The following is a 17,803-nucleotide window of genomic DNA, read 5'->3' as shown; positions in this document are numbered from 1 at the left end:
CCTGTGGCAAACAACCCAAACAACACTGAGAGGAGACTCGTTATGAGTATGAAAGCGATTTTGGCTGGTTTGGGCCTTATGACAACTGTGACCATGTCAACCGGTATGGCACAGGCTGACGATAAAACCCGGATTGCCGTGCTGATGTATGGCAACAAGGCAGAATTCGTTCAGCTGATGGAACGCTACGCCAAGGAGCATCCAGCTGTGGTCTCGGGCGACGTGATCCTGACCATGTATGACGGACGCTATGACGCATCGGTCCAGAACGATCAGGGCCAGATGGCCGTTAACACCATGCAGGACGCCATCGTCATCAACCCCATGGACTTCGAAGCCAACATCGACGTTGTCACCATGGCCAACGATGCCGGCGTTCCGGTCGTTGTCACCAACGCCCGCCTCAACACCACCGAAATGACCTCTGAAGTCGTATCCGATGACGTCATGGGCGGTTATCTCGAAGGCAAGAACGTGATGGAAAAACTGGGTTGCAAAGGCAACGTGGTTATCATCGAAGGGCCGAAAGGTGGCTCAGGCGAAATCCAGCGCGGTCAGGGCAACGAAAAAGCCATTGCCGAGTGCCCGGAAGGGGCGGTCACTGTTCTCGAACGCAAGACCGCCAACTGGTCCCGTGCCGAAGCTCTTGATCTGATGCAGAACTGGCTGTCCAAACATCCCGGCGAAATCGACGGTGTGATCGGTCAGAACGACGAAATGGCTCTTGGTGCCATTGAAGCCATCAAGGCTGCTGGCCTTGACGTGAAGGACTTCGCCATCGCCGGTATCGACGGTGTGACCGATGCTCTTCGTGCTGTTAAAGCTGGCGAAATGACATCGATCCTGCAGGACGCTCGTGGCCAGATGCAAGGCAGCATCGACGTTGCTCTGCGTGCGGTCAAAGGTGAAGGCTACAAGCCGGAATCCGAAATCTGGAAACAGTATGAAGCGGACCTGTCCTGGGATGATGGCCAGAAAAACCGTTACGACATTCCATGGACCATCGTGACCAAGGACAATGTCGACAACCTGCTGAAAGACCGCAAATAAGGTCTTTGGACAGCGACGGGACTGAACAGCCCCGTCGCCCAGCTCTGACATATATGAGGGTTCTGATGGGCGTCATCAGAACCCTTTTTTGTGAGCCGAGCAAATGAAGCAACGGCCCACCTGAGAAGTGTCTGGGATCCGTTCGTGCCGGTCAAGGCGGACAAACGACCGGGCGCGTGTTGCTCCTGAGAATCGAGTTGCGCTCCTTGATCTCGCCGGATGCGGATCAAGGCCGCATCCTTGAAGTGTTGATAGCAAGCCACCGACACTGGACATCCATAAAAAGAGCAGCTAATAAACGTTACGTTATAACATTACATCAATCATGGACAACAATCTGATGCATTGGGCGTGATTGCATTCAAGGAGTTTTGACGTGTTTTTACAGTTCCATAGACCGTTCGGATCAAATCCTTCAGCTGGTTTTCATGAGACTGCGACAACGTGCGCCGATTAAATCCACAGATGTCCAAAACGCGCTCTTGTTTGAGCGGCAATATTCATCCAACCTAGAACAGCTGATGGTGTCTTCGAGAGTATGAACGTCCTCGGAGAAAAGGGAACACAGTGAGGTGATTGATTTCATCAATTCTGTGACTGCCCCCGCAACTGTAATTGGCGAGCGCACCCGAAAGGCCACTGAATCGAACGATTTGGGAAGGCCGGGAAGGCGTTGTGACCCATGAGTCAGGATACCTGCCATCATTCCATTCACCCATATCCGGTGCGGGGCGCGCCGAGAGGAGTTTGCAATGACGATTCTGCAGTCATCAATACCCAGCTTTCCAAATTCGCACCACCGATTTGAAGTCGGGCTCTAGAGCCGCACACCGTTTGGGAAATTCCTATCGGTCGTAGCTTTGCGTCACGGTCCGAGAGCAAGGGCGCGCGCCCTGAGCAATCTTTGCAGCTTCCCAAAGTCCGGCAGCTTTAAGCCTCCGTGCGCACGCTGTTCAGCGAGCGCTCCATTTCCCTTGTTATCAGGAATAGCTTTTTGTCGACGCCACACATAGACAAGCTGATCGCCAATCATCGACGCGAGGCTTTTCTCGCGTTCCTGCTTTTCTGTCTGGCTCTGGTGCTGGGCATTGTCTCGATTGGGATCGGGCCGGTTTATATCGATCCGCTGACCGTGCTGAATGTCGTTATCCAGCATGTGACCGGCGCAGACCCGGGGCCGGACTTTTCATGGGCTTTTGATGCCATTGTCTGGACCTCCCGTGCACCCCGCATCGTGATGGCCTTGGCCGTTGGCGCAACGTTGGCGGTATGTGGGACAGCCATTCAGTCGATGGTCCGCAACCCCTTGGCGGACCCATTCGTTCTGGGGATCAGTTCGGGCGCGTCCACGGGCGCAGCTTTTGCCATCACGGTCTGGGGAACCGCGGCCAGCAGTGCGCTCACGCTATCGGGCTTTGCGTTCGTTGGAGCCCTGTTTGCGATGGTGCTCGTCCTTGTCATTGGCGGGCGCTCGGGCGGCAATGACCCCTTGCGCCTGATCATGGTCGGCATAGCGATCGGCTATGCGTTGAATGCAGCCACCGGGTTTCTGATCTTTGCCTCGGATTCCCCTGAGGCAAGTCGGTCTGTCATGTTCTGGATGATGGGATCCCTTGCCAACACGCATTGGGAAATGGCTCTGGCCGCGATCCTCGTGGCCATCACAACCATCTTTCTTCTCGAAATTGCCGGGCGGCACCTGGATGCGATGGCATCGGGGGATGACACGGCTCTGGCTGTCGGCATCAAGCCTGAACGGGTGCGCCTCTATGTCATGATCATCGTCTCACTGAGCGTGGGTGTGATGGTCGCCGGGTCTGGAATCATCGGCTTTGTCGGCCTCGTCTCCCCCCACATCGGACGCATGCTGATCGGATCGCGTCACCGCATCCTGATCCCCGCATCCGCTGGCATTGGCGCCGTCTTCCTCGTCATCGCCGACATCGGGGCACGCAGTCTTTTCCCACCGCAGGAACTGGCCATTGGCGTGGTGACGGGCGTCACCGGGGCCCCCTTCCTGATTTTCCTTCTAAGCCGGATGCGTCGACGCTTCTCGGCCACGTCTTGAACCAATCGATCTCATGAGAGGAGACAAACATGCCCCACACAAAGATCGCTGCATTATGCGGTCTCGCCCTGATTGCTTTTTCTGGCAACTTTGCGACGCCTGCAAGCGCAGATGAGTTCCCTTACAGTTTTGACAATTGCGGCTCCGAGGTCACCATCAAGGCGGCGCCAAAGCGTATCCTCCTTGTCAACAACAGTGTGCTTGGAACATTGATATCGCTTGATGCTCTCGACCTGCTGGTCGGTCGGACCGCAGAACCGGTCGAAGGCGTCTATGTCGACGAGGTTGTCGAACAATTCAAGACCATTCCCCTTCTGTCAAAAAGCAGGAATAGCACAGGCGGATCTGTCATCTCGTTCGAAACCATTCTGGCAACAAAACCAGATCTGGTTCTGGCGCCTGAAAATGCGGCCGACCGTGAGTTGTTGGCCAAAAGCGGCATTCCTCTTTACAGCCCCCCGGCCTATTGCACGGACAAGTCAACGAGCCCGCAGGGCCGCGCGAACTTCGATTTTGTCTATGACGAATTGCTTGCCTTTGGTCAGGCCATCGGGCGCGCTGATCTGGCCAAGGATAAAGTTGCAGAGTTGAAAGCCAGTGTTCAGGCACAAGCCCCCGCAAAGCCGGGCGTCAATGGCACGGCAGTGGCTCTTTATGCGAGCGCGGGAGGAAAGGTACTCTACCCTTACGGTGCGCGAAGCATGGTCACGCCTGTGTTCGAAGCCGCTGGCCTCACCAATGTGTATGGCGAGACGGATGAGCGCGTGTTCGAAGGCAATGTTGAAGATCTGATCGCCAAGGATCCCGAAACAATCGTGATGCTCTATTCCTTCGGAGCACCGGAAGAATCAACGAAAACGCTCAAGATGATCCCGGCGCTGGCCGGTCTCCAAGCGGTTCGGAATGACCGGGTCATCGCCTTCCCGTTTGCCTATACCGATCCGCCGACCCCCATGTCGGTCAAAGGCGTCTCTGTTCTGCTTGACATGCTCAAAGAGCTTCAATGATCAGCGCGCGCAATCTGCATTTCAGCCGGGACGGGCACGTCATCCTCGACGATGTTGATCTTGACGTGCCCGACGGCGAAACGGTTGGCCTCGTCGGGCCAAACGGCAGCGGCAAGACAACATTGTTGCGTCTTCTTTATGGAGCAAGTGCACCTGATGAGGGGACGATCCGGCTGGATGGCACCGACATCACCGAGTTTCGTCAAAGGCAATTGGCGCGGCGCATTGCCGTGGTTCCACAAGAACGCCCCACGACCTACAGCCAGACACTGGCAGACATGGTCATGCTCGGTCGGATGCCTCATCAGGGTTTGATCAGCTCTCACACAAAGTCCGACTATAAAGCCGTGATCGACGCGCTTGATGAGGTCGGCTTGCTGCCCCTTGCAGAGCGTCACATCAATTCGCTGTCAGGGGGCGAAATGCAGCGGGCTCTTATTGCCCGCGCCCTCTGCCAACAGACGGATCATCTGTTGCTCGACGAGCCAACCAACCATCTCGATCTGCGCTACCAGCTCGATGTCCTCGCCATGATCCGCAATCTGGAAGGCACCAAGGTGGTCGTGTTGCATGATCTCAATCTGGCGGCGCGCTTTTGTGACCGGATTGCCGTGATGGCCAATGGCCGCATCGTGGCATCGGGGAAACCGGATCAAGTACTGCACGGGGATCTCATCCAATCTGTCTATCAGGTCTCGATGGTTCGCCTTCGTGCACCCGGTGGACAGGTTCATCTTTCTTTCGACAGGCTTTCTCAAGCCGCACCTAAAACGGAGCTACACTCATGACTGAAACAAAAGAACCTGTTCCTTCTGAACGGATGAACCAGGCTCAGTCTCTGCTCAAACGCTGGGATGCACAGCAGACCGGATTTATCCGCCACCGCGATTTGCGGTTCGAATCCATGGTCACCGTTATTCGGAGCATTTGCCAGAACAAGAAACCGCGCGTTCTCGATCTGGCCTGTGGTCCGGGCTCGCTCATCGGATTGCTGCTGAAGGCATTTCCGGACATCGAGATCATTGGCGCCGACAAGGATCCTCTGCTGATCGCAATTGCAAAGGATGTCTTTGGCGAGGATGATCGCGTCACCCTGCTGGAAGTCGATCTCGATTCACCTAGCTGGATGACTGAGATTTCGGGTGAATTCGATGCCGTGGTCAGCACGACCGCTCTGCATTGGCTCGAGCCCCCTATTCTCTCCCGCGTCTATTTCGAGATCGCAGATCTGATCCGGCCGGGCGGCGTCTTCATGAATTGCGATCACCTGCAATATGATGACCATGCCCAATCCACCTTCAAGGCGATCGCCAAACAGGACGACAAGGAAGCACAATCGGCCTCCTTCGATCATGGCGTCGACAATTGGGATCAATGGTGGCAAGCGGCAGAAGCGGTGCCTGATTATGCGTGTGCCGTCAGCAAGCGCAAAGTGATCTGGGAGAACAAGAACGACGCAAAACCCAAGGTGACGCTCGGCTATCACCTTGAAACCTTGCGCAGCGCAGGCTTTTCGCAAACAGGAACCGTCTGGCAATATCTGGACGACTATGTGCTTGCGGCCTTCCGGTAGTTTTTAAGTCCAGACACCGAGCCGCCACACTGCAAGGGTTTCCTTGCTTTGTGGCGGTTCGCTTACAATGCTTCACATGGTTTGCGGTTGGCGGCTGCTGTCTTTCTGGCAAAGATAAGCATTTGCACGTAAATTTGATTGCACCTTGTTTTGGTCACAGCTAAAACAGGAGAATGACGAGACTTGCACCACGCCTCATTCTTTTAGCCAGCCTGTTGATGGGATTCCTGATCCCACAGGTTTCGGCAGGTCTGGTCGGACTGGGACTTGTTCAGGCTCAGACCATCGTCATCTGCACCGGCAACAGCATTGAAACCATCACCATCGATGCAAATGGCAATCCGGTCAAAGCGAGTGAAAAATCACAGCATTGCACCATCTGTTGTGCATTGGTCGTCGCCTTTGCCCATCATGAGACACCAAGGCATCAAGGCGAAAGTGTTGTCGCTGGCCTGCTTGAGTTCGGCCATGCCTCCAGTCATGTCGCCACGCGCCTTGCCCGTGCTCCTCCCCTCGCATAACGCCTCCTATCCTTGAAATGAACCGCCAGACCATCGCACTTTTTGTGTGACGTTTGGCAAGAGACAGTTGCGCCTCAGCCAGAGACCGACCCGCATGCCTTATATGCAGATGGGCGACCGTGGCACTGAGCGCATATGCGAGACTTCCGCGCCCCAAACCAACTTGAAAGCGCGCCGGAAGCCTGGAGAGAGACCATGAAAACGACCTTGAAATCCGCTGCACTCACCGCATTCCTCGCCATTGCGGCAACCTCTGCATCCGCCCACGGTTACAAGCTGGGAGACATTTCCGTCCATCATCCCTATGCCATCGAAACCCCCAAGGTGGTTAAATCCGGTGGCGGCTACATGACCATCACCAACAATGGCGAGAAAGACGACGCCCTCGTTGCAGTCAAGGCGGACTTCCCGCAGGTCATGTTGCACAAGACCGAGATCAAGGATGGCGTCGCCACCATGCCGCATATGCCCAAAATCGTGGTGAAGGCCGGCGAAACCGTCACCTTCAAGCCCGGCAGCCTGCATGTCATGTTCATGGGCCTTAATGGAGACCCGTTTGAAGTGGGCGAAAAAATCCCTGCGACGCTGGTGTTTGAAAAAGCCGGTGAATTGGATGTCGTATTCAATGTTGAAGCCCGCAACGGCAAAGCCGAAGAGATGTCCATGGACCATTCTGGACATGACAAGTCCGATCCCCACGCTGAGCACAAGCACAAATAGGATCGGTCATGACAAACATTGATACGAATGCCGCGTGAGCTTCCCTTCTGGAAAGGAGCGGCACTCTTCGGGCTCGCCATTTCCCTGTTCTTCCCGCTTGCAGGGTTGGCACTGATCGGCGCGTTGTTGATCGACCTTGTCGTGGTGTCAAATCTGCCCCGGCTGAAGGCAGTGGTGAGTTAACCCGACATAACAGGACCGCTCGCGACAGGCGTTGCGGGCGGTCTCATAGAACCAAGAGTTTCAGCCAGAGCATGAAAATGGATGGGCTGGGTTATGCGTCTGAGTTGCTTGTTTGTTTTGGGTGCCTTTGCTAGGGTGCGCGGGCATGTGGTTCCGCAAGTAGAAGCGGATCAAAAGGGAACCCGGTGCGGACTACCCAACAGGGGCCAAAACCGGGGCTGCCCTCGCAACTGTAAACGGTGAGCAATCCTTCATTGCCACTGAGATCTTTGGATCTTGGGAAGGGAAGGAAAGCGCATGAACCGTAAGCCAGGAGACCTGCCACAGCGTCAAACCACGCAACCCGGACGAGGGAATCCGGCAGGAGAATATTTGGTGTACACCAAGCCGAACGCCAGCGCTCTTTAGGATACTTTCATTCTGGATAGACCCAGTGCCTATGTCACTGTGCTCCACCCAGCTTCGCCATCTTGATCAGTTAGCCAGCGTTCCACTGTTTCTTTGCCAGATTCAAGGTCTCGACTTCTTTTGACTTTGGATATCAAAAATGAATCTCAAATTTCAAACCCCATACGCTGCTGTCTTTGCCGTCGCTGTTCTGACATCAGCCCCTTTTTGCTCGGTGTCATGGGCTGAGGACACGCAATACCCGGTCACGATCGAGAATTGTGGCTATGAAACCACCTTCGAGGCAGCTCCAACCCACGCGGTTACCTTGAGCAACAACGCGACGGAAATGATGCTGGCACTCGGCCTTGAAGATCACATGGCCGGCACATCCTACATGGCCAATCTGACGATCAGCCCGAACTATGCCGAAGCCTACAAAAAAGTACCGATCCTTTCGCCTCTCGTGGCGACCACAGAACAGCTGATCGATGCTGAGGCTGATTTCGTTTATGCCGGTTACCCCGACGGCTTCAGCAAGAAGCGCCATTCGCGCGAGCAGCTTCAGGATCTGGGCATGAAGACCCACATGAACACCGAAGGCTGTAATCTGGGCAAATATGGCTTCGAGCAGCTCTATGCTGAGATCCGCACCATTGCCAAGATCTTCAACGTCAAGGATCGTGGCGAAGCACTGATCGAGAATCTGTCTGCCCGCGTCGCCGATATCGAAGAGAAGCTCAAGGACGTCGAGCCCGTTTCGGTCTTCATTTTCAATGGTGGCGAATCCGCTCCCCGCGCTGTGTTGGGCAACACCATGCACTCCACCGTCGTTGAGCTTGCCAAGGGAAAGAACATCTTTGGCGAGATGCCCAAACGCTATGGCACCGTCGCCTGGGAGCAGATCGCGGAGCGCGACCCGACCTTCATTGACGTTTTCTATTCCGGAACGGCAAGCGGCAAGGTCGTCGACAATCCGACCAAGGATTTGGGCGACGTGCGCATCAGCATTCTAAAATCCAATCCCACGATTGCCGAGACGACCGCCGTCAAGCAAGACAATTTCGTCACAATTGACTCCGTCATGGGACAGCCCGGTCCCAGCTCCGTTCGCGCATTGGAGCGTCTTGCCAAGGCGTTCCACCCTGAAGCCTTCAAATAAGGGCTGAATTAGCGGTGGCCTGATATCGGGCCATCGCCAATCCCTTGAAGAAAATCATGTCGATTTTTCCAACAAAAAGCGCCGCCGAAACCGACCGGCAAGCCCAATTGATTGCCGCATTGCAAACGCCAGCATCAGCGGCTCAGATCGGGGCAAAAGACCTGTCTGCGTCTGCTCAATCTGAGCGTCGGTCGATTGCCCGGCGGCAGTATATTGTTGTCCTTTTGGGGCTTTGCTTGTTGTTGGTGCTCATGGCCCTTGCGGGGCTCATGCTCGGCTCGGTTCATATCCCGGCAACGACAGCGATCAAGATACTGGCCAATGCACTCTTGGGCGATAGCGTGATCACCCCTGACTGGCGCCACGCCCACGAAGTCATCGTCATCCAGTCCCGCATCCCGCGCGTCGTCTTGGCAGCCATTGTTGGCGGAAGCCTTGGGGCGACCGGCATGACCATTCAGGCAATCGTGCGCAATCCCCTGGCTGGCCCGAGCATTCTGGGGGTGTCTTCGGGGGCTGCGACCGGGGCGGTGATTGTCATGCGCTGGGGCCTGATCGGCTTTGGCGTCTTCACCCTTCACATATCCGCGTTTCTGGGCGGCTTGATCACTTTGGCGATTGTTTTCTGGGTGGCCAGAACCGGCGGACAAATCACGCCGACGCGCCTTGTTCTGGCAGGGGTCGCCATGAGCGCCATCCTCTCGGCACTAACGAGCATGATCGTCTTGACCTCGCCCGACCCGCAATTGGCCTCACGGGTTTTGTTCTGGACACTGGGTGGCTTTGGCACGGCGCAGTGGAAGCTCCTGCCTTTGCCAACCATCACGCTGTTCGTCGGCCTCATCATCATGCTGCTGCAAGCAAGACGCCTCAATCTCCTATTGGCCGGAGATGAGAGCGCCATTGCCTTAGGACTTGATGTTGCCCGGTTTCGTAAAGTGATGTTTCTGCTGACCGCAGCTCTCACCGGCATCATGGTCTCGCTGGCAGGTGTGATCAGCTTCGTTGGCCTCATCATGCCCCATATCGTTCGGTTTCTGGTGGGCGCTGACCATCGGCGGGCCTTGATCGCGGTGACCTTGACGGGGGCGAGCTTCACGGTGGCCGCAGACCTTCTTGCCCGCACGATCATCTCACCGCTCGAGCTACCGGTTGGCATTGTCACGTCTCTGGTCGGAGGGCCATTTTTCATCTGGCTGCTGCGCCGGGACGCAAGATCACAGGGACTGCCGAAATGACGATTGAACCCGGCACTCTACTGATGGACAAGGTGACCTACGAGGTCGGCACTGCCAAGCTTGTCGACAATGTCTCGCTTGAGGTGTACGCAGGCGAGATCGTCGGCATTCTGGGCCCCAATGGCGCCGGGAAATCGTCGCTGCTTGGCACCATCTATCACCTCAATCGCCCTTCGGCGGGAAGTATCACGGTCAACGGCAAGGATGTCTGGCAACAGTCAACCGAATGGGTCGCGCAGAATATCGGCGCGGTGTTGCAGGACATGCCGACGGACTTTCCCCTGACGACACGGGACATCATCGCAATGGGGCGCTCAGCCCACAAACGCTTGCTGTCTCCTGACACACCCCATGATCACAGGCTCATCGACAGTGCGATCGAGTTGCTCAATCTCGGCCCCATGCAAGACCGGTCTTTCTCGACCCTGTCGGGCGGAGAGCGTCAACGCGCCCTGCTCGCCCGGACGCTTGTGCAGCAGCCGCGCATCCTTGTCCTTGACGAGCCCACCAACCATCTCGATATCCACCATCAGCTACAGTTGCTGCAGCTTGTGAAGTCATTGAAAACAACGGTCATCGCAGCCCTGCATGACCTCAATCTGGCTGCCGTCTTCTGCGATCGATTGTGTATCCTGAACAAAGGCCAGTTGGTCGCATCGGGCACGCCCGAAGCGGTGCTGACGAAAGAGCTTTTAAGGGACATCTATCGGATCGACGCCACAATCGATAGGCACCCGACAACAGGGCACCTCTGGATTTTCCCCTACTAGCATTAGCCGCGCTGGTCCTTGCCGAAGCGTAATACCAAGGGCGTGAAGTTCTGACTCTTTAGGGATTCCATTTTTAGCACTGGCGTGATTCAACATGGCAAAGGAGATTTTGCCATGTCTGCCGCTTTGATTCTTAGCGATGCTTTTGACGCCGATAGTTTGCGCCGTCTTGCCAAAGGATGCCGCAATGCCAAACAGAGCCGCCGCCTACTGGCCATTGCGGCTGTCTATGACGGCATGAACCGTGCTGATGCCGCCAAAGTCGGCGGTATGGACCGCCAGACTTTGCGAGATTGGGTTCTTCGCTTCAATGAGCAAGGCACCGATGGTCTTGTCGACATCAAAGCAACCGGCGCTCCCATGCGCTTGAGCCCAGAACAGCTCGAAGAGTTTGTTGCTATCGTTGAAACCGGTCCTGATCCTGAGAAGGACGGCGTCTCTGTCTGGCGTAGCCAGGATCTGGTGCGTGTGATCCAAGAGCGGTTTGGGGTCTCCTACAAGGAACGTGGAGTACGGGATCTTTTGCGCCGCATGGGGTATGTGCGCATATCTGGTCGACCTCAACATCCAGAACAAAAGCCTGAAGTCATTGATGCTTTCAAAAAAACTTCTCCGCAACGTTGGCAGCGCATGTAGGCCATTTGCCAAAGAACAAGCCCATCGAGATTTGGTGGCAAGATGAGGCTAGGCTTGGTCAGAAGAATGGACTGGCCCGACTATGGGCAAAAAAGGGAACCAGACCACGTCTGCCAGCCGATCAGCGATATAAAAATGCCTATCTGTTCGGTGCAATATGTCCAGCGCGTGGCGTTGGCGCGGGATTGATGATGCCTTTTGCAAATACACAGGCCATGCAAATGCACCTCGAAGAAGTCTCAAGGACAGTGGCGCGCGGCGCTCATGCCGTGGTGCTGATGGATCGTGCCGGATGGCATACGACAAGCAGACTCAACGTGCCCAAGAATATCACCATCCTCCTGTTGCCTTCCAAATCACCGGAACTGAACCCAGTTGAGAATATTTGGCAGTATCTGCGCGGTACCTTCCTGTCCAATCGGGTCTTCGAAGACTATGCCGCCATTCTTGATGCTGGTTGCCAAGCATGGAAGAGCCTCTCCGCCAACCCAACCATCATCCATTCAATAGGTATGAGAAAATGGGCTCAAGAAGGTCAGAATTAAATGCCGTTGGTATGAGGTCAAAAGTACGACCGATGATGGGCTGCTGGCGGGTGCCGCAAAAGCACCTAGACATCGCAGCCCCGGGCACCGGCCCGGCGCAATGGTGAAGTCCGCCCACAGAGCTTCGGCCAGATCGTAACGCGTCTGATGCATCACGCTGCCCGCACCCAGAACGATGTCTAGGTGGGCCTCACGACAGGCCTCCAGTGCCTTGGGTGAGATCTCGGTGTGCAAGGTGATTTGGATGGCAACAGCCCCGCCAGTGACAAGTGCATTTAGGGCTTCGAGGCAGGACGCAACGGACTTTGAACCACTCACTGGAATGACCAGGCCGAGGCTTTCAAACCACGCCAGAAATTCTTCTTTATCGGTCGGCAAGCATCTCAGTCATAGGTCATCCAGTGTTGGGACAATGAAAGGGCCCGCCATATAAAGGTAGCTGCTGGCGGGCCCTTCTGGGAGGAGGAGCTTTAACCCTTGACCTCGTTTTCGACCTTGATCTGGATTTTGACGTCGGTCGGGCGACCTTCCGCGGCGCGGTCAAACGCTGCAATGGCATCTTCAAAAACATAGGTTTCCGAAATCAGCGGCTTGAGATCGACTTTGCCCGAAGCGATCAACGCCAGGGCACGGTCAAATACATTGGCGTAACGGAACACTGTTTTGATGCTGATTTCCTTGGCAATCGCCGCGTTGACATTGAACTGTACGCGGTCGGGTGGCAGGCCTACGAGAACCAGTGTGCCACCGGGCCGCACGGCCCTGATTATGTCATCGTAAACTTTCGGACTGCCCGACGCCTCAAAAACAACATCAGCACCCCAATTGTCGGTCTTCGCGTTCACCGCCTCTTCAAGGCTCTGCTTGGCAACATTGACCGGCTCGATGCCGTTATAGCCTGCAGCGATGGCGAGCTTGTGGTCGGAAACATCGGAAATGATCACCTTCGAGCAACCGCCCGCAAGAGCCGCCAAGGCAACCATCACGCCGATGGTGCCTGCACCAATAACCACCGCAACGTCACCCGGGTTGATCGAGGCCTTCGCAGCAGCCTGCATACCGATGGCGAAAGGTTCGACAAGGGCGCCTTCCTCAAAGCTGACATTCTCGGGCAGCTTGTAGGTGAAGGCTGCCTTGTGCAGTGCGTAGGGCGCAAGGATGCCATGGTCCGGCGGGGTGGCCCAAAAGGTTACGGCTGGATCGACATTGTAAATACCAAGCTTTGAGGCACGCGAAGAAAGATCCGGCACGCCTGGCTCCATGCAGACACGATCTCCAACTTGGAAGTTGGTGACATTCGCCCCCACTTCCACCACGGTTCCCGAACCTTCATGGCCCAAAACCATCGGCTCACGGACGATATAGTCGCCAATGCCGCCATGGGTGTAATAGTGCACGTCACTCCCACACACGCCGACCGTATGAATGGCAATCTTGACGTCGTCCGGCCCCGTCACGGTCGGCAGATCAATATCCCTTATGGACAGCTCGTCTTTCTTTTCCAGAACGAGTGCACGCATGGTTTCCTCCCAAAAGGCTGAATTCTGAGTTTGGACTTGGACGCAAAGGAGCAAGCGTGCCTTTGCGAAACATCTTGCGGAGCCGGCATCACCGGCCCCGCGTGCTAATTGACTAGACGGTCATCTTCATGCCGCCATCCACATAGTAGGTGGAGCCTATCGAATAGCTGGCACGGTCGGAACACAGGAATACATAAAAATCGGCCAGTTCCTGCGGTGAACAGAAGCGGTTGATGGGCGCATGTTCTTCTGCGACTTCTTGCAGATACCCCTGCCAGTCACCGCCCTTGTCGGCCGTCAACTCGCGAGCTGTATTTTCCCAATCCGGTGTCTGCACAAGACCTGGATTGACGCAGTTCACGCGGATGTTCTTGCCCACAACCTCGGTTGCAAGGGTGCGCGAGAACATCATCAGCGCTGCTTTGGTCACATTGTAGATCGGCTCGTACCACAGTGGCTGCGCTGCGCAGATAGAACCGGTGTTGAGCACAATGCCGGCGCCTTTCTTCTCCATATGCGGCACAAGCCCGCGCGACAGGCGGATTGCGGCCATCACGTGCAGATCCCAATAGGCTTGCCACTTCTCGTCGCCCGCCTCCATGATGGTTTCATTCGAACCGGTACCCGCATTGTTGATGAGAATATCGGCTCCGCCTGCTTTCTCTGCCGCTTCGATGACGGCAGCAACGCCTTCAAGCGTCGAGACATCGCCAACGGCGGGCACAGCAAGCGCACCGATCTTGTCGCAAGCTTCCTTGACCTTGTCGGCGCGGCGGCCATTGATCAGAACGCACACGCCTTCGGCCGCAAGGCCTTCCGCGACAGCAAGCCCGATACCCGCAGATGCGCCGGTGATGACTGCGACTTTGCCTTTGAGATTGAGATCCATTTTTCTTTCTCCAGGGAGTTTGAATTTTCCTATTTCACGACCTGCAGCAAATCCCGGTTCAGCGTCAATGCGATGGCGCAGATCAGAACACTACCGAACAGGATTTGTTGTGCGAAGGCGTCGACGCCCATGAACGTCATGCCGATACGCATGACAATGACGATGAGCGTGCCGACCACTGTATGGCCCACACCACCGGTCCCGCCGGTGATTGCCGTACCGCCCACGAGTACTGCTGCGATCGCAGGCAGCAGCAATTGATCGGCACCCGCAGGATTGCCGCTTGTCATGCGTGCTGCGAGCAACGCCCCGCCCGCAGCTGCAAAGGCTGACGCCATGACAAAGGCCAAGAGCTTGTTGTTCCCCACATGGATGCCTGATGCCCGCACAGCGCTTTCACCCGCGCCGATGGCGCGAATGGCACGCCCAAACTTTGTGTAGCGTTGGATATACATGCCGATCAGGCAGATAACCGCACCAATGATGATGATATTGGGAAAGCCCGCTGTGGAGCTGATCACCGGCGTCAACACGCCCCGATAGGCCGCCTCGATGGTCACGGTCTGCGAGCCAGACACGAACAGCGCCAGCCCGGTCACCACACCGCCCGTTGCGAGGGTTGCAATGAAGGATGGAACGCGCAGATGCACATGCACCATGCCCGACATCAGACCGGCAAGCGCCCCGACCGCAATCGCAACCGGATAGGCGGCGAAACCAAGCGTTGGGATGGTCAGCGCGACAATCACCCCGCCGAGCGAGGCGACCGCGGGAACCGACAGATCAATCGACCCCAAAAGGATCACGAAAGAAAGCCCCGCCGCAAGGGTGAAAAGCACCACCGCATCCGCCAGCACCACCAAAATGGTGCTTCCGCTGAAAAAGCCTGGCGAGGCCATGATAATGAGAACAGAAAGGATGATGAGAAACAGCGTCGGCGCTGCCTCAAGCATAAGCTGACGGGAGAATTTGAAACCGCTCATACCATGTGCTCCACAATACTTGTCTGAGATGGCTTGTTGCCGGCGGACGCATCGATTTCGGCCTGCAATTCGCCATCGCGCATCACAAGCACGCGGTGCGACAGGCCAATGGTCTCTGCAAGCGTGTCGGCCAGCAGGAGAATAGCATAGCCTTCCTCGCAAAGATCGCGAATGAGGCTGAACACCTCATGCTTGGCTCCCACATCGACCCCGCGTGTGGGGTGGTCGAGGATAAGAACCTTCGATTGCGCATTGAGCCATTTGGCGATCACAACCTTTTGCTGGTTGCCGCCCGATAACGAACGGATCGGGGCTTCTGGGCCCGGAGCCCTGATGCTCAGACGCTCGATCCAGCGTTTGGCAAGCGAGGTTTCCTTCCCCTTGCTCAGACCAAGCGGCCCTTTTACGCTATCAAGATTGGCAAGCGAAATGTTCTCCGAAATCGACAGCATGGCCACCATGCCTTCCGTGGCACGTTCCGAGGGCACAAAACCGATGCCATGCTTGACTGCGATCGAGGGGTCGGGAATATCGACCTTCTTGCCATGCAGAAGAATATCGCCGCTTTTCGCAGGCTCCATGCCAAAGACGGCCCGCACGAGCGCCTCCCGGCCTGAGCCGATCACACCGGCAATCCCCAGCACTTCGCCGAGATGAATTTCAAGGCTGACATCCTTGAACGCATTGTCCCGACCAAGATGACGCAATTCCAGCGCGACCGTGTTTTGCGGCGCCACCTGCCGGTCCTCGAGATAGAAATTATGCTCAAGCGTGCGCCCCACCATGATTTCGTGCAGCTTGGTTTCATGGGACTCTGATACAGGCATTTCGGCGACGACTTCGGCATCCTTCATCACATAGATGCGGTCCGAAATCGCCAGAACCTCATCAAGCCTGTGCGACACGAATATAAAGCTCGCTCGGCTCTTGAGGTCGCGGATACGCGCAAACAGCACGTCGATTTCTGCCTGCTCAAGCACCGATGTCGGTTCATCGAGGAGAACGATCAGCCGGTCCGATGTGCGCTCCTCAAGGGTCAGTGCCTTGGCAAGTTCAACCATCTGGCGCTGGGCAAAGCTGAGATCGCCCGCGATCATCGCCGGGTCGACATCAACACCAACTTTTTCAAGGTTGCGTTTTGCTGCCTTGCGCATGGCATCATGGTCAACAAGGCCATGCTTCAAAAAACGCCCTTCCTGACCGAGATACATGTTCTCGGCAACAGACATGGTCAAAATCAGCGATTGCTCCTGATAGACCATGGCAATGCCCGCGTCATTGGCGTCGAGCGGGCCATTGAACTGAACCGGCTCGCCATCGATGAGATAGGTACCCGACGTGGGCTTTGTACCCCCGGCAAGGACACGCATCAGGGTTGACTTGCCCGCGCCATTCTCGCCCACGAGACCAACCACTTCTCCGGGATTGATTTCTATGTTCGCCTTTTTGATCGCAGTAACCGGTCCATAGATTTTTGTAATATTCTCAAGCCGAATGGTCATTTGCAGATCCCCTCGCGCTTGCGGGCAGTCGATGATGCCACCGCGATGATGATCAAAACACCCAGAACGGCCTGCTGCAGATAGGGAGGCACCCCCATCAGGATCATGCCATTGGTCAGAACGACCACCAGAAGCACGCCGAGAATGGCGTTGACCACACCGCCAACACCGCCACTGAGCGCCGTACCACCAAGCACCACCGCGGTAATTGTTGTGAAAAGACGACCCTCGCCGATATCGACATTACCCTGCCCCAGCTGGGCAACAGCAAGTGCCGCAGCCAGGCCATAAAAGCCGCCAGCTATGGCAAACACGGCCGCGCGCGTGCGTTTAATGGGCAGGCCGGCAAGCTGCGCAATGGATTCTTCGCCGCCAATAGCCATTACATGGCGTCCGAAGCGAGTCCTTGAGTGCATCACTATTGCTATCAAGACAACGACCAGCGTCACCCAGACGGTGAGCGGCAGACCAAGGAAACGGTTCATTATCAGGACGCGCAAATCGGCGCTGCGCACGGCAATCGTACCACCACCAAGCAGCAGCGTTGCGAAACCGGCGGAGACGAACCACATGCCAAGCGTCACCATGAAAGACGGGATTTTTAAAACCGTATGCAGCAGGCCGGTGACGGTTCCGGTTGCCGCTCCGGTCAGGACGGCAACAACAAGAGCGATAATGCTACCAGTTGGGCCGGGATCGATCTGCAGAACCAAAACGGTTGTCGTCGCAGAAAGAGCAAGCACCCCCTCAATCGACAAATCGATACTGCCCATCAGAATAACAAAGGTTACCCCGACCGCCAGCAACAGCGGGATTGCCGAAGAAGCGGCAAGACGACTGAGATTGGCCCCGCTCATGAAGTTGGGGTTGTAGATAGTGACAGCAATGATCGCCACAACAAGTGCGATCAGCGTCGGTGCCAGACGCACAAGGGGAGATCTCGACTGCATCCAGGCAGGCAAACGTTGCGAAAGCAACGAGGTCCCGGCGGCTTCGGTGACCATGCGGCAAACTCCTAAACACTTAAGGCTTTTCGAAACTGTGCGGAA

At 56.1% G+C, this 17,803-nt stretch carries 18 protein-coding genes and 2 riboswitches; of the genes, 12 read left to right on the top strand and 6 right to left on the bottom strand.

The features are described 5' to 3' along the window. The first annotated feature begins 48 nt into the window (after positions 1–48). From CPH65_RS06235 to CPH65_RS06185, 12 genes are all read left to right on the top strand, one after another. Positions 49–1,050, top strand: coding sequence for a substrate-binding domain-containing protein (locus CPH65_RS06235; protein ID WP_096172661.1), 1,002 nt, complete (start codon positions 49–51; stop codon positions 1,048–1,050). Between the two features lie 505 nt (positions 1,051–1,555). Continuing rightward, a riboswitch (cobalamin riboswitch) is annotated at positions 1,556–1,769 on the top strand. 275 nt (positions 1,770–2,044) lie between these two features. Further along, positions 2,045–3,118, top strand: coding sequence for an iron ABC transporter permease (locus tag CPH65_RS06230; RefSeq protein WP_157747537.1), 1,074 nt, complete (start codon positions 2,045–2,047; stop codon positions 3,116–3,118). A gap of 29 nt (positions 3,119–3,147) precedes the next feature. After that, entirely contained in the window at positions 3,148–4,125 is a 978-nt protein-coding gene (locus CPH65_RS06225) for an ABC transporter substrate-binding protein (RefSeq protein WP_096172659.1), read from the top strand. Then, on the top strand, positions 4,122–4,913 hold the full coding sequence (locus tag CPH65_RS06220; RefSeq protein ID WP_096172657.1) for an ABC transporter ATP-binding protein: 792 nt from the start codon (positions 4,122–4,124) through the stop codon (positions 4,911–4,913). Before CPH65_RS06225 ends, CPH65_RS06220 begins: the two co-directional genes overlap by 4 nt. Continuing rightward, positions 4,910–5,698: a trans-aconitate 2-methyltransferase gene (locus CPH65_RS06215; protein WP_096172656.1), complete on the top strand. Its 789-nt coding sequence runs from the start codon at positions 4,910–4,912 to the stop codon at positions 5,696–5,698. The genes CPH65_RS06220 and CPH65_RS06215 overlap by 4 nt, the downstream gene beginning before the upstream one ends. A 173-nt stretch (positions 5,699–5,871) precedes the next feature. After that, positions 5,872–6,219 carry a hypothetical protein gene (locus CPH65_RS06210; protein ID WP_096172655.1) on the top strand — a complete coding sequence of 116 codons (348 nt, stop codon included), beginning with the start codon at positions 5,872–5,874 and terminating at the stop codon, positions 6,217–6,219. Between the two features lie 195 nt (positions 6,220–6,414). After that, the gene (locus CPH65_RS06205; RefSeq protein WP_096172654.1) at positions 6,415–6,939 is read left to right on the top strand and encodes a copper chaperone PCu(A)C; all 525 of its coding nucleotides are present in this window, start codon (positions 6,415–6,417) and stop codon (positions 6,937–6,939) included. Positions 6,940–6,966: 27 nt separating this feature from the next. After that, the gene (locus tag CPH65_RS23770) at positions 6,967–7,122 is read left to right on the top strand and encodes a hypothetical protein (protein ID WP_157747536.1); all 156 of its coding nucleotides are present in this window, start codon (positions 6,967–6,969) and stop codon (positions 7,120–7,122) included. 131 nt (positions 7,123–7,253) lie between these two features. After that, positions 7,254–7,463, top strand: a riboswitch (cobalamin riboswitch). 206 nt (positions 7,464–7,669) lie between these two features. Further along, positions 7,670–8,671: an ABC transporter substrate-binding protein gene (locus tag CPH65_RS06200; RefSeq protein ID WP_096172653.1), complete on the top strand. Its 1,002-nt coding sequence runs from the start codon at positions 7,670–7,672 to the stop codon at positions 8,669–8,671. Between the two features lie 56 nt (positions 8,672–8,727). Further along, complete coding sequence (locus CPH65_RS06195; protein WP_096172651.1) at positions 8,728–9,909, top strand: iron ABC transporter permease; 1,182 nt, start codon at positions 8,728–8,730, stop codon at positions 9,907–9,909. Then, positions 9,906–10,679, top strand: a complete 774-nt coding sequence (locus tag CPH65_RS06190; protein ID WP_096172650.1) for an ABC transporter ATP-binding protein — start codon at positions 9,906–9,908, stop codon at positions 10,677–10,679. The genes CPH65_RS06195 and CPH65_RS06190 overlap by 4 nt, the downstream gene beginning before the upstream one ends. A gap of 114 nt (positions 10,680–10,793) precedes the next feature. Continuing rightward, positions 10,794–11,860, top strand: a protein-coding gene (locus tag CPH65_RS06185) for an IS630 family transposase (RefSeq protein WP_096171592.1) whose coding sequence is annotated in 2 segments (ribosomal slippage) — positions 10,794–11,298 and positions 11,298–11,860 — 1,068 coding nt in all. Because the reading frame shifts where the segments join, the coding sequence is not laid out codon by codon here. On the opposite strand, the gene CPH65_RS06180 is transcribed toward CPH65_RS06185, so the two are convergent. From CPH65_RS06180 to CPH65_RS06155, 6 genes are all read right to left on the bottom strand, one after another. Further along, complete coding sequence (locus CPH65_RS06180) at positions 11,819–12,238, bottom strand: hypothetical protein (RefSeq protein ID WP_157747535.1); 420 nt, start codon at positions 12,236–12,238, stop codon at positions 11,819–11,821. The two genes, CPH65_RS06185 and CPH65_RS06180, sit on opposite strands and share 42 nt — an antisense overlap. A 92-nt stretch (positions 12,239–12,330) precedes the next feature. Next, positions 12,331–13,380, bottom strand: a complete 1,050-nt coding sequence (locus CPH65_RS06175) for an NAD(P)-dependent alcohol dehydrogenase (protein ID WP_096172648.1) — start codon at positions 13,378–13,380, stop codon at positions 12,331–12,333. Positions 13,381–13,492: 112 nt separating this feature from the next. Next, complete coding sequence (locus CPH65_RS06170; protein WP_096172647.1) at positions 13,493–14,269, bottom strand: SDR family NAD(P)-dependent oxidoreductase; 777 nt, start codon at positions 14,267–14,269, stop codon at positions 13,493–13,495. Between the two features lie 29 nt (positions 14,270–14,298). Further along, on the bottom strand, positions 14,299–15,252 hold the full coding sequence (locus CPH65_RS06165; protein ID WP_096172645.1) for an ABC transporter permease: 954 nt from the start codon (positions 15,250–15,252) through the stop codon (positions 14,299–14,301). Beyond that, positions 15,249–16,754: a sugar ABC transporter ATP-binding protein gene (locus CPH65_RS06160; protein WP_096172643.1), complete on the bottom strand. Its 1,506-nt coding sequence runs from the start codon at positions 16,752–16,754 to the stop codon at positions 15,249–15,251. Before CPH65_RS06160 ends, CPH65_RS06165 begins: the two co-directional genes overlap by 4 nt. Next, a complete protein-coding gene (locus CPH65_RS06155; protein WP_244574550.1) occupies positions 16,751–17,758 on the bottom strand; it encodes an ABC transporter permease in 1,008 nt (335 codons plus the stop codon). Before CPH65_RS06155 ends, CPH65_RS06160 begins: the two co-directional genes overlap by 4 nt. Positions 17,759–17,803 lie beyond the last annotated feature (45 nt).

This window comes from Cohaesibacter sp. ES.047, assembly GCF_900215505.1.
In the GTDB taxonomy this organism is placed as follows: Bacteria; Pseudomonadota; Alphaproteobacteria; order Rhizobiales; family Cohaesibacteraceae; genus Cohaesibacter.
The sequence above is the reverse complement of the archived record's forward strand: the minus strand, read 5'-3'. Positions and strand labels throughout refer to the sequence as shown.

Bases quoted from the DNA above. Each gene is read 5' to 3' on its own strand.
- CPH65_RS06165 (WP_096172645.1), bottom strand. From the start codon at position 15,252: ATGAGCGGTTTCAAATTCTCCCGTCAGCTTATGCTTGAGGCAGCGCCG.
- CPH65_RS06195 (WP_096172651.1), top strand. From the start codon at position 8,728: ATGTCGATTTTTCCAACAAAAAGCGCCGCCGAAACCGACCGGCAAGCC.
- CPH65_RS06235 (WP_096172661.1), top strand. From the start codon at position 49: ATGAAAGCGATTTTGGCTGGTTTGGGCCTTATGACAACTGTGACCATG.
- CPH65_RS06160 (WP_096172643.1), bottom strand. From the start codon at position 16,754: ATGACCATTCGGCTTGAGAATATTACAAAAATCTATGGACCGGTTACT.
- CPH65_RS06170 (WP_096172647.1), bottom strand. From the start codon at position 14,269: ATGGATCTCAATCTCAAAGGCAAAGTCGCAGTCATCACCGGCGCATCT.
- CPH65_RS06190 (WP_096172650.1), top strand. From the start codon at position 9,906: ATGACGATTGAACCCGGCACTCTACTGATGGACAAGGTGACCTACGAG.
- CPH65_RS06225 (WP_096172659.1), top strand. From the start codon at position 3,148: ATGCCCCACACAAAGATCGCTGCATTATGCGGTCTCGCCCTGATTGCT.
- CPH65_RS06205 (WP_096172654.1), top strand. From the start codon at position 6,415: ATGAAAACGACCTTGAAATCCGCTGCACTCACCGCATTCCTCGCCATT.
- CPH65_RS06220 (WP_096172657.1), top strand. From the start codon at position 4,122: ATGATCAGCGCGCGCAATCTGCATTTCAGCCGGGACGGGCACGTCATC.
- CPH65_RS06210 (WP_096172655.1), top strand. From the start codon at position 5,872: ATGACGAGACTTGCACCACGCCTCATTCTTTTAGCCAGCCTGTTGATG.
- CPH65_RS06175 (WP_096172648.1), bottom strand. From the start codon at position 13,380: ATGCGTGCACTCGTTCTGGAAAAGAAAGACGAGCTGTCCATAAGGGAT.
- CPH65_RS06200 (WP_096172653.1), top strand. From the start codon at position 7,670: ATGAATCTCAAATTTCAAACCCCATACGCTGCTGTCTTTGCCGTCGCT.
- CPH65_RS23770 (WP_157747536.1), top strand. From the start codon at position 6,967: ATGCCGCGTGAGCTTCCCTTCTGGAAAGGAGCGGCACTCTTCGGGCTC.
- CPH65_RS06215 (WP_096172656.1), top strand. From the start codon at position 4,910: ATGACTGAAACAAAAGAACCTGTTCCTTCTGAACGGATGAACCAGGCT.
- CPH65_RS06155 (WP_244574550.1), bottom strand. From the start codon at position 17,758: ATGGTCACCGAAGCCGCCGGGACCTCGTTGCTTTCGCAACGTTTGCCT.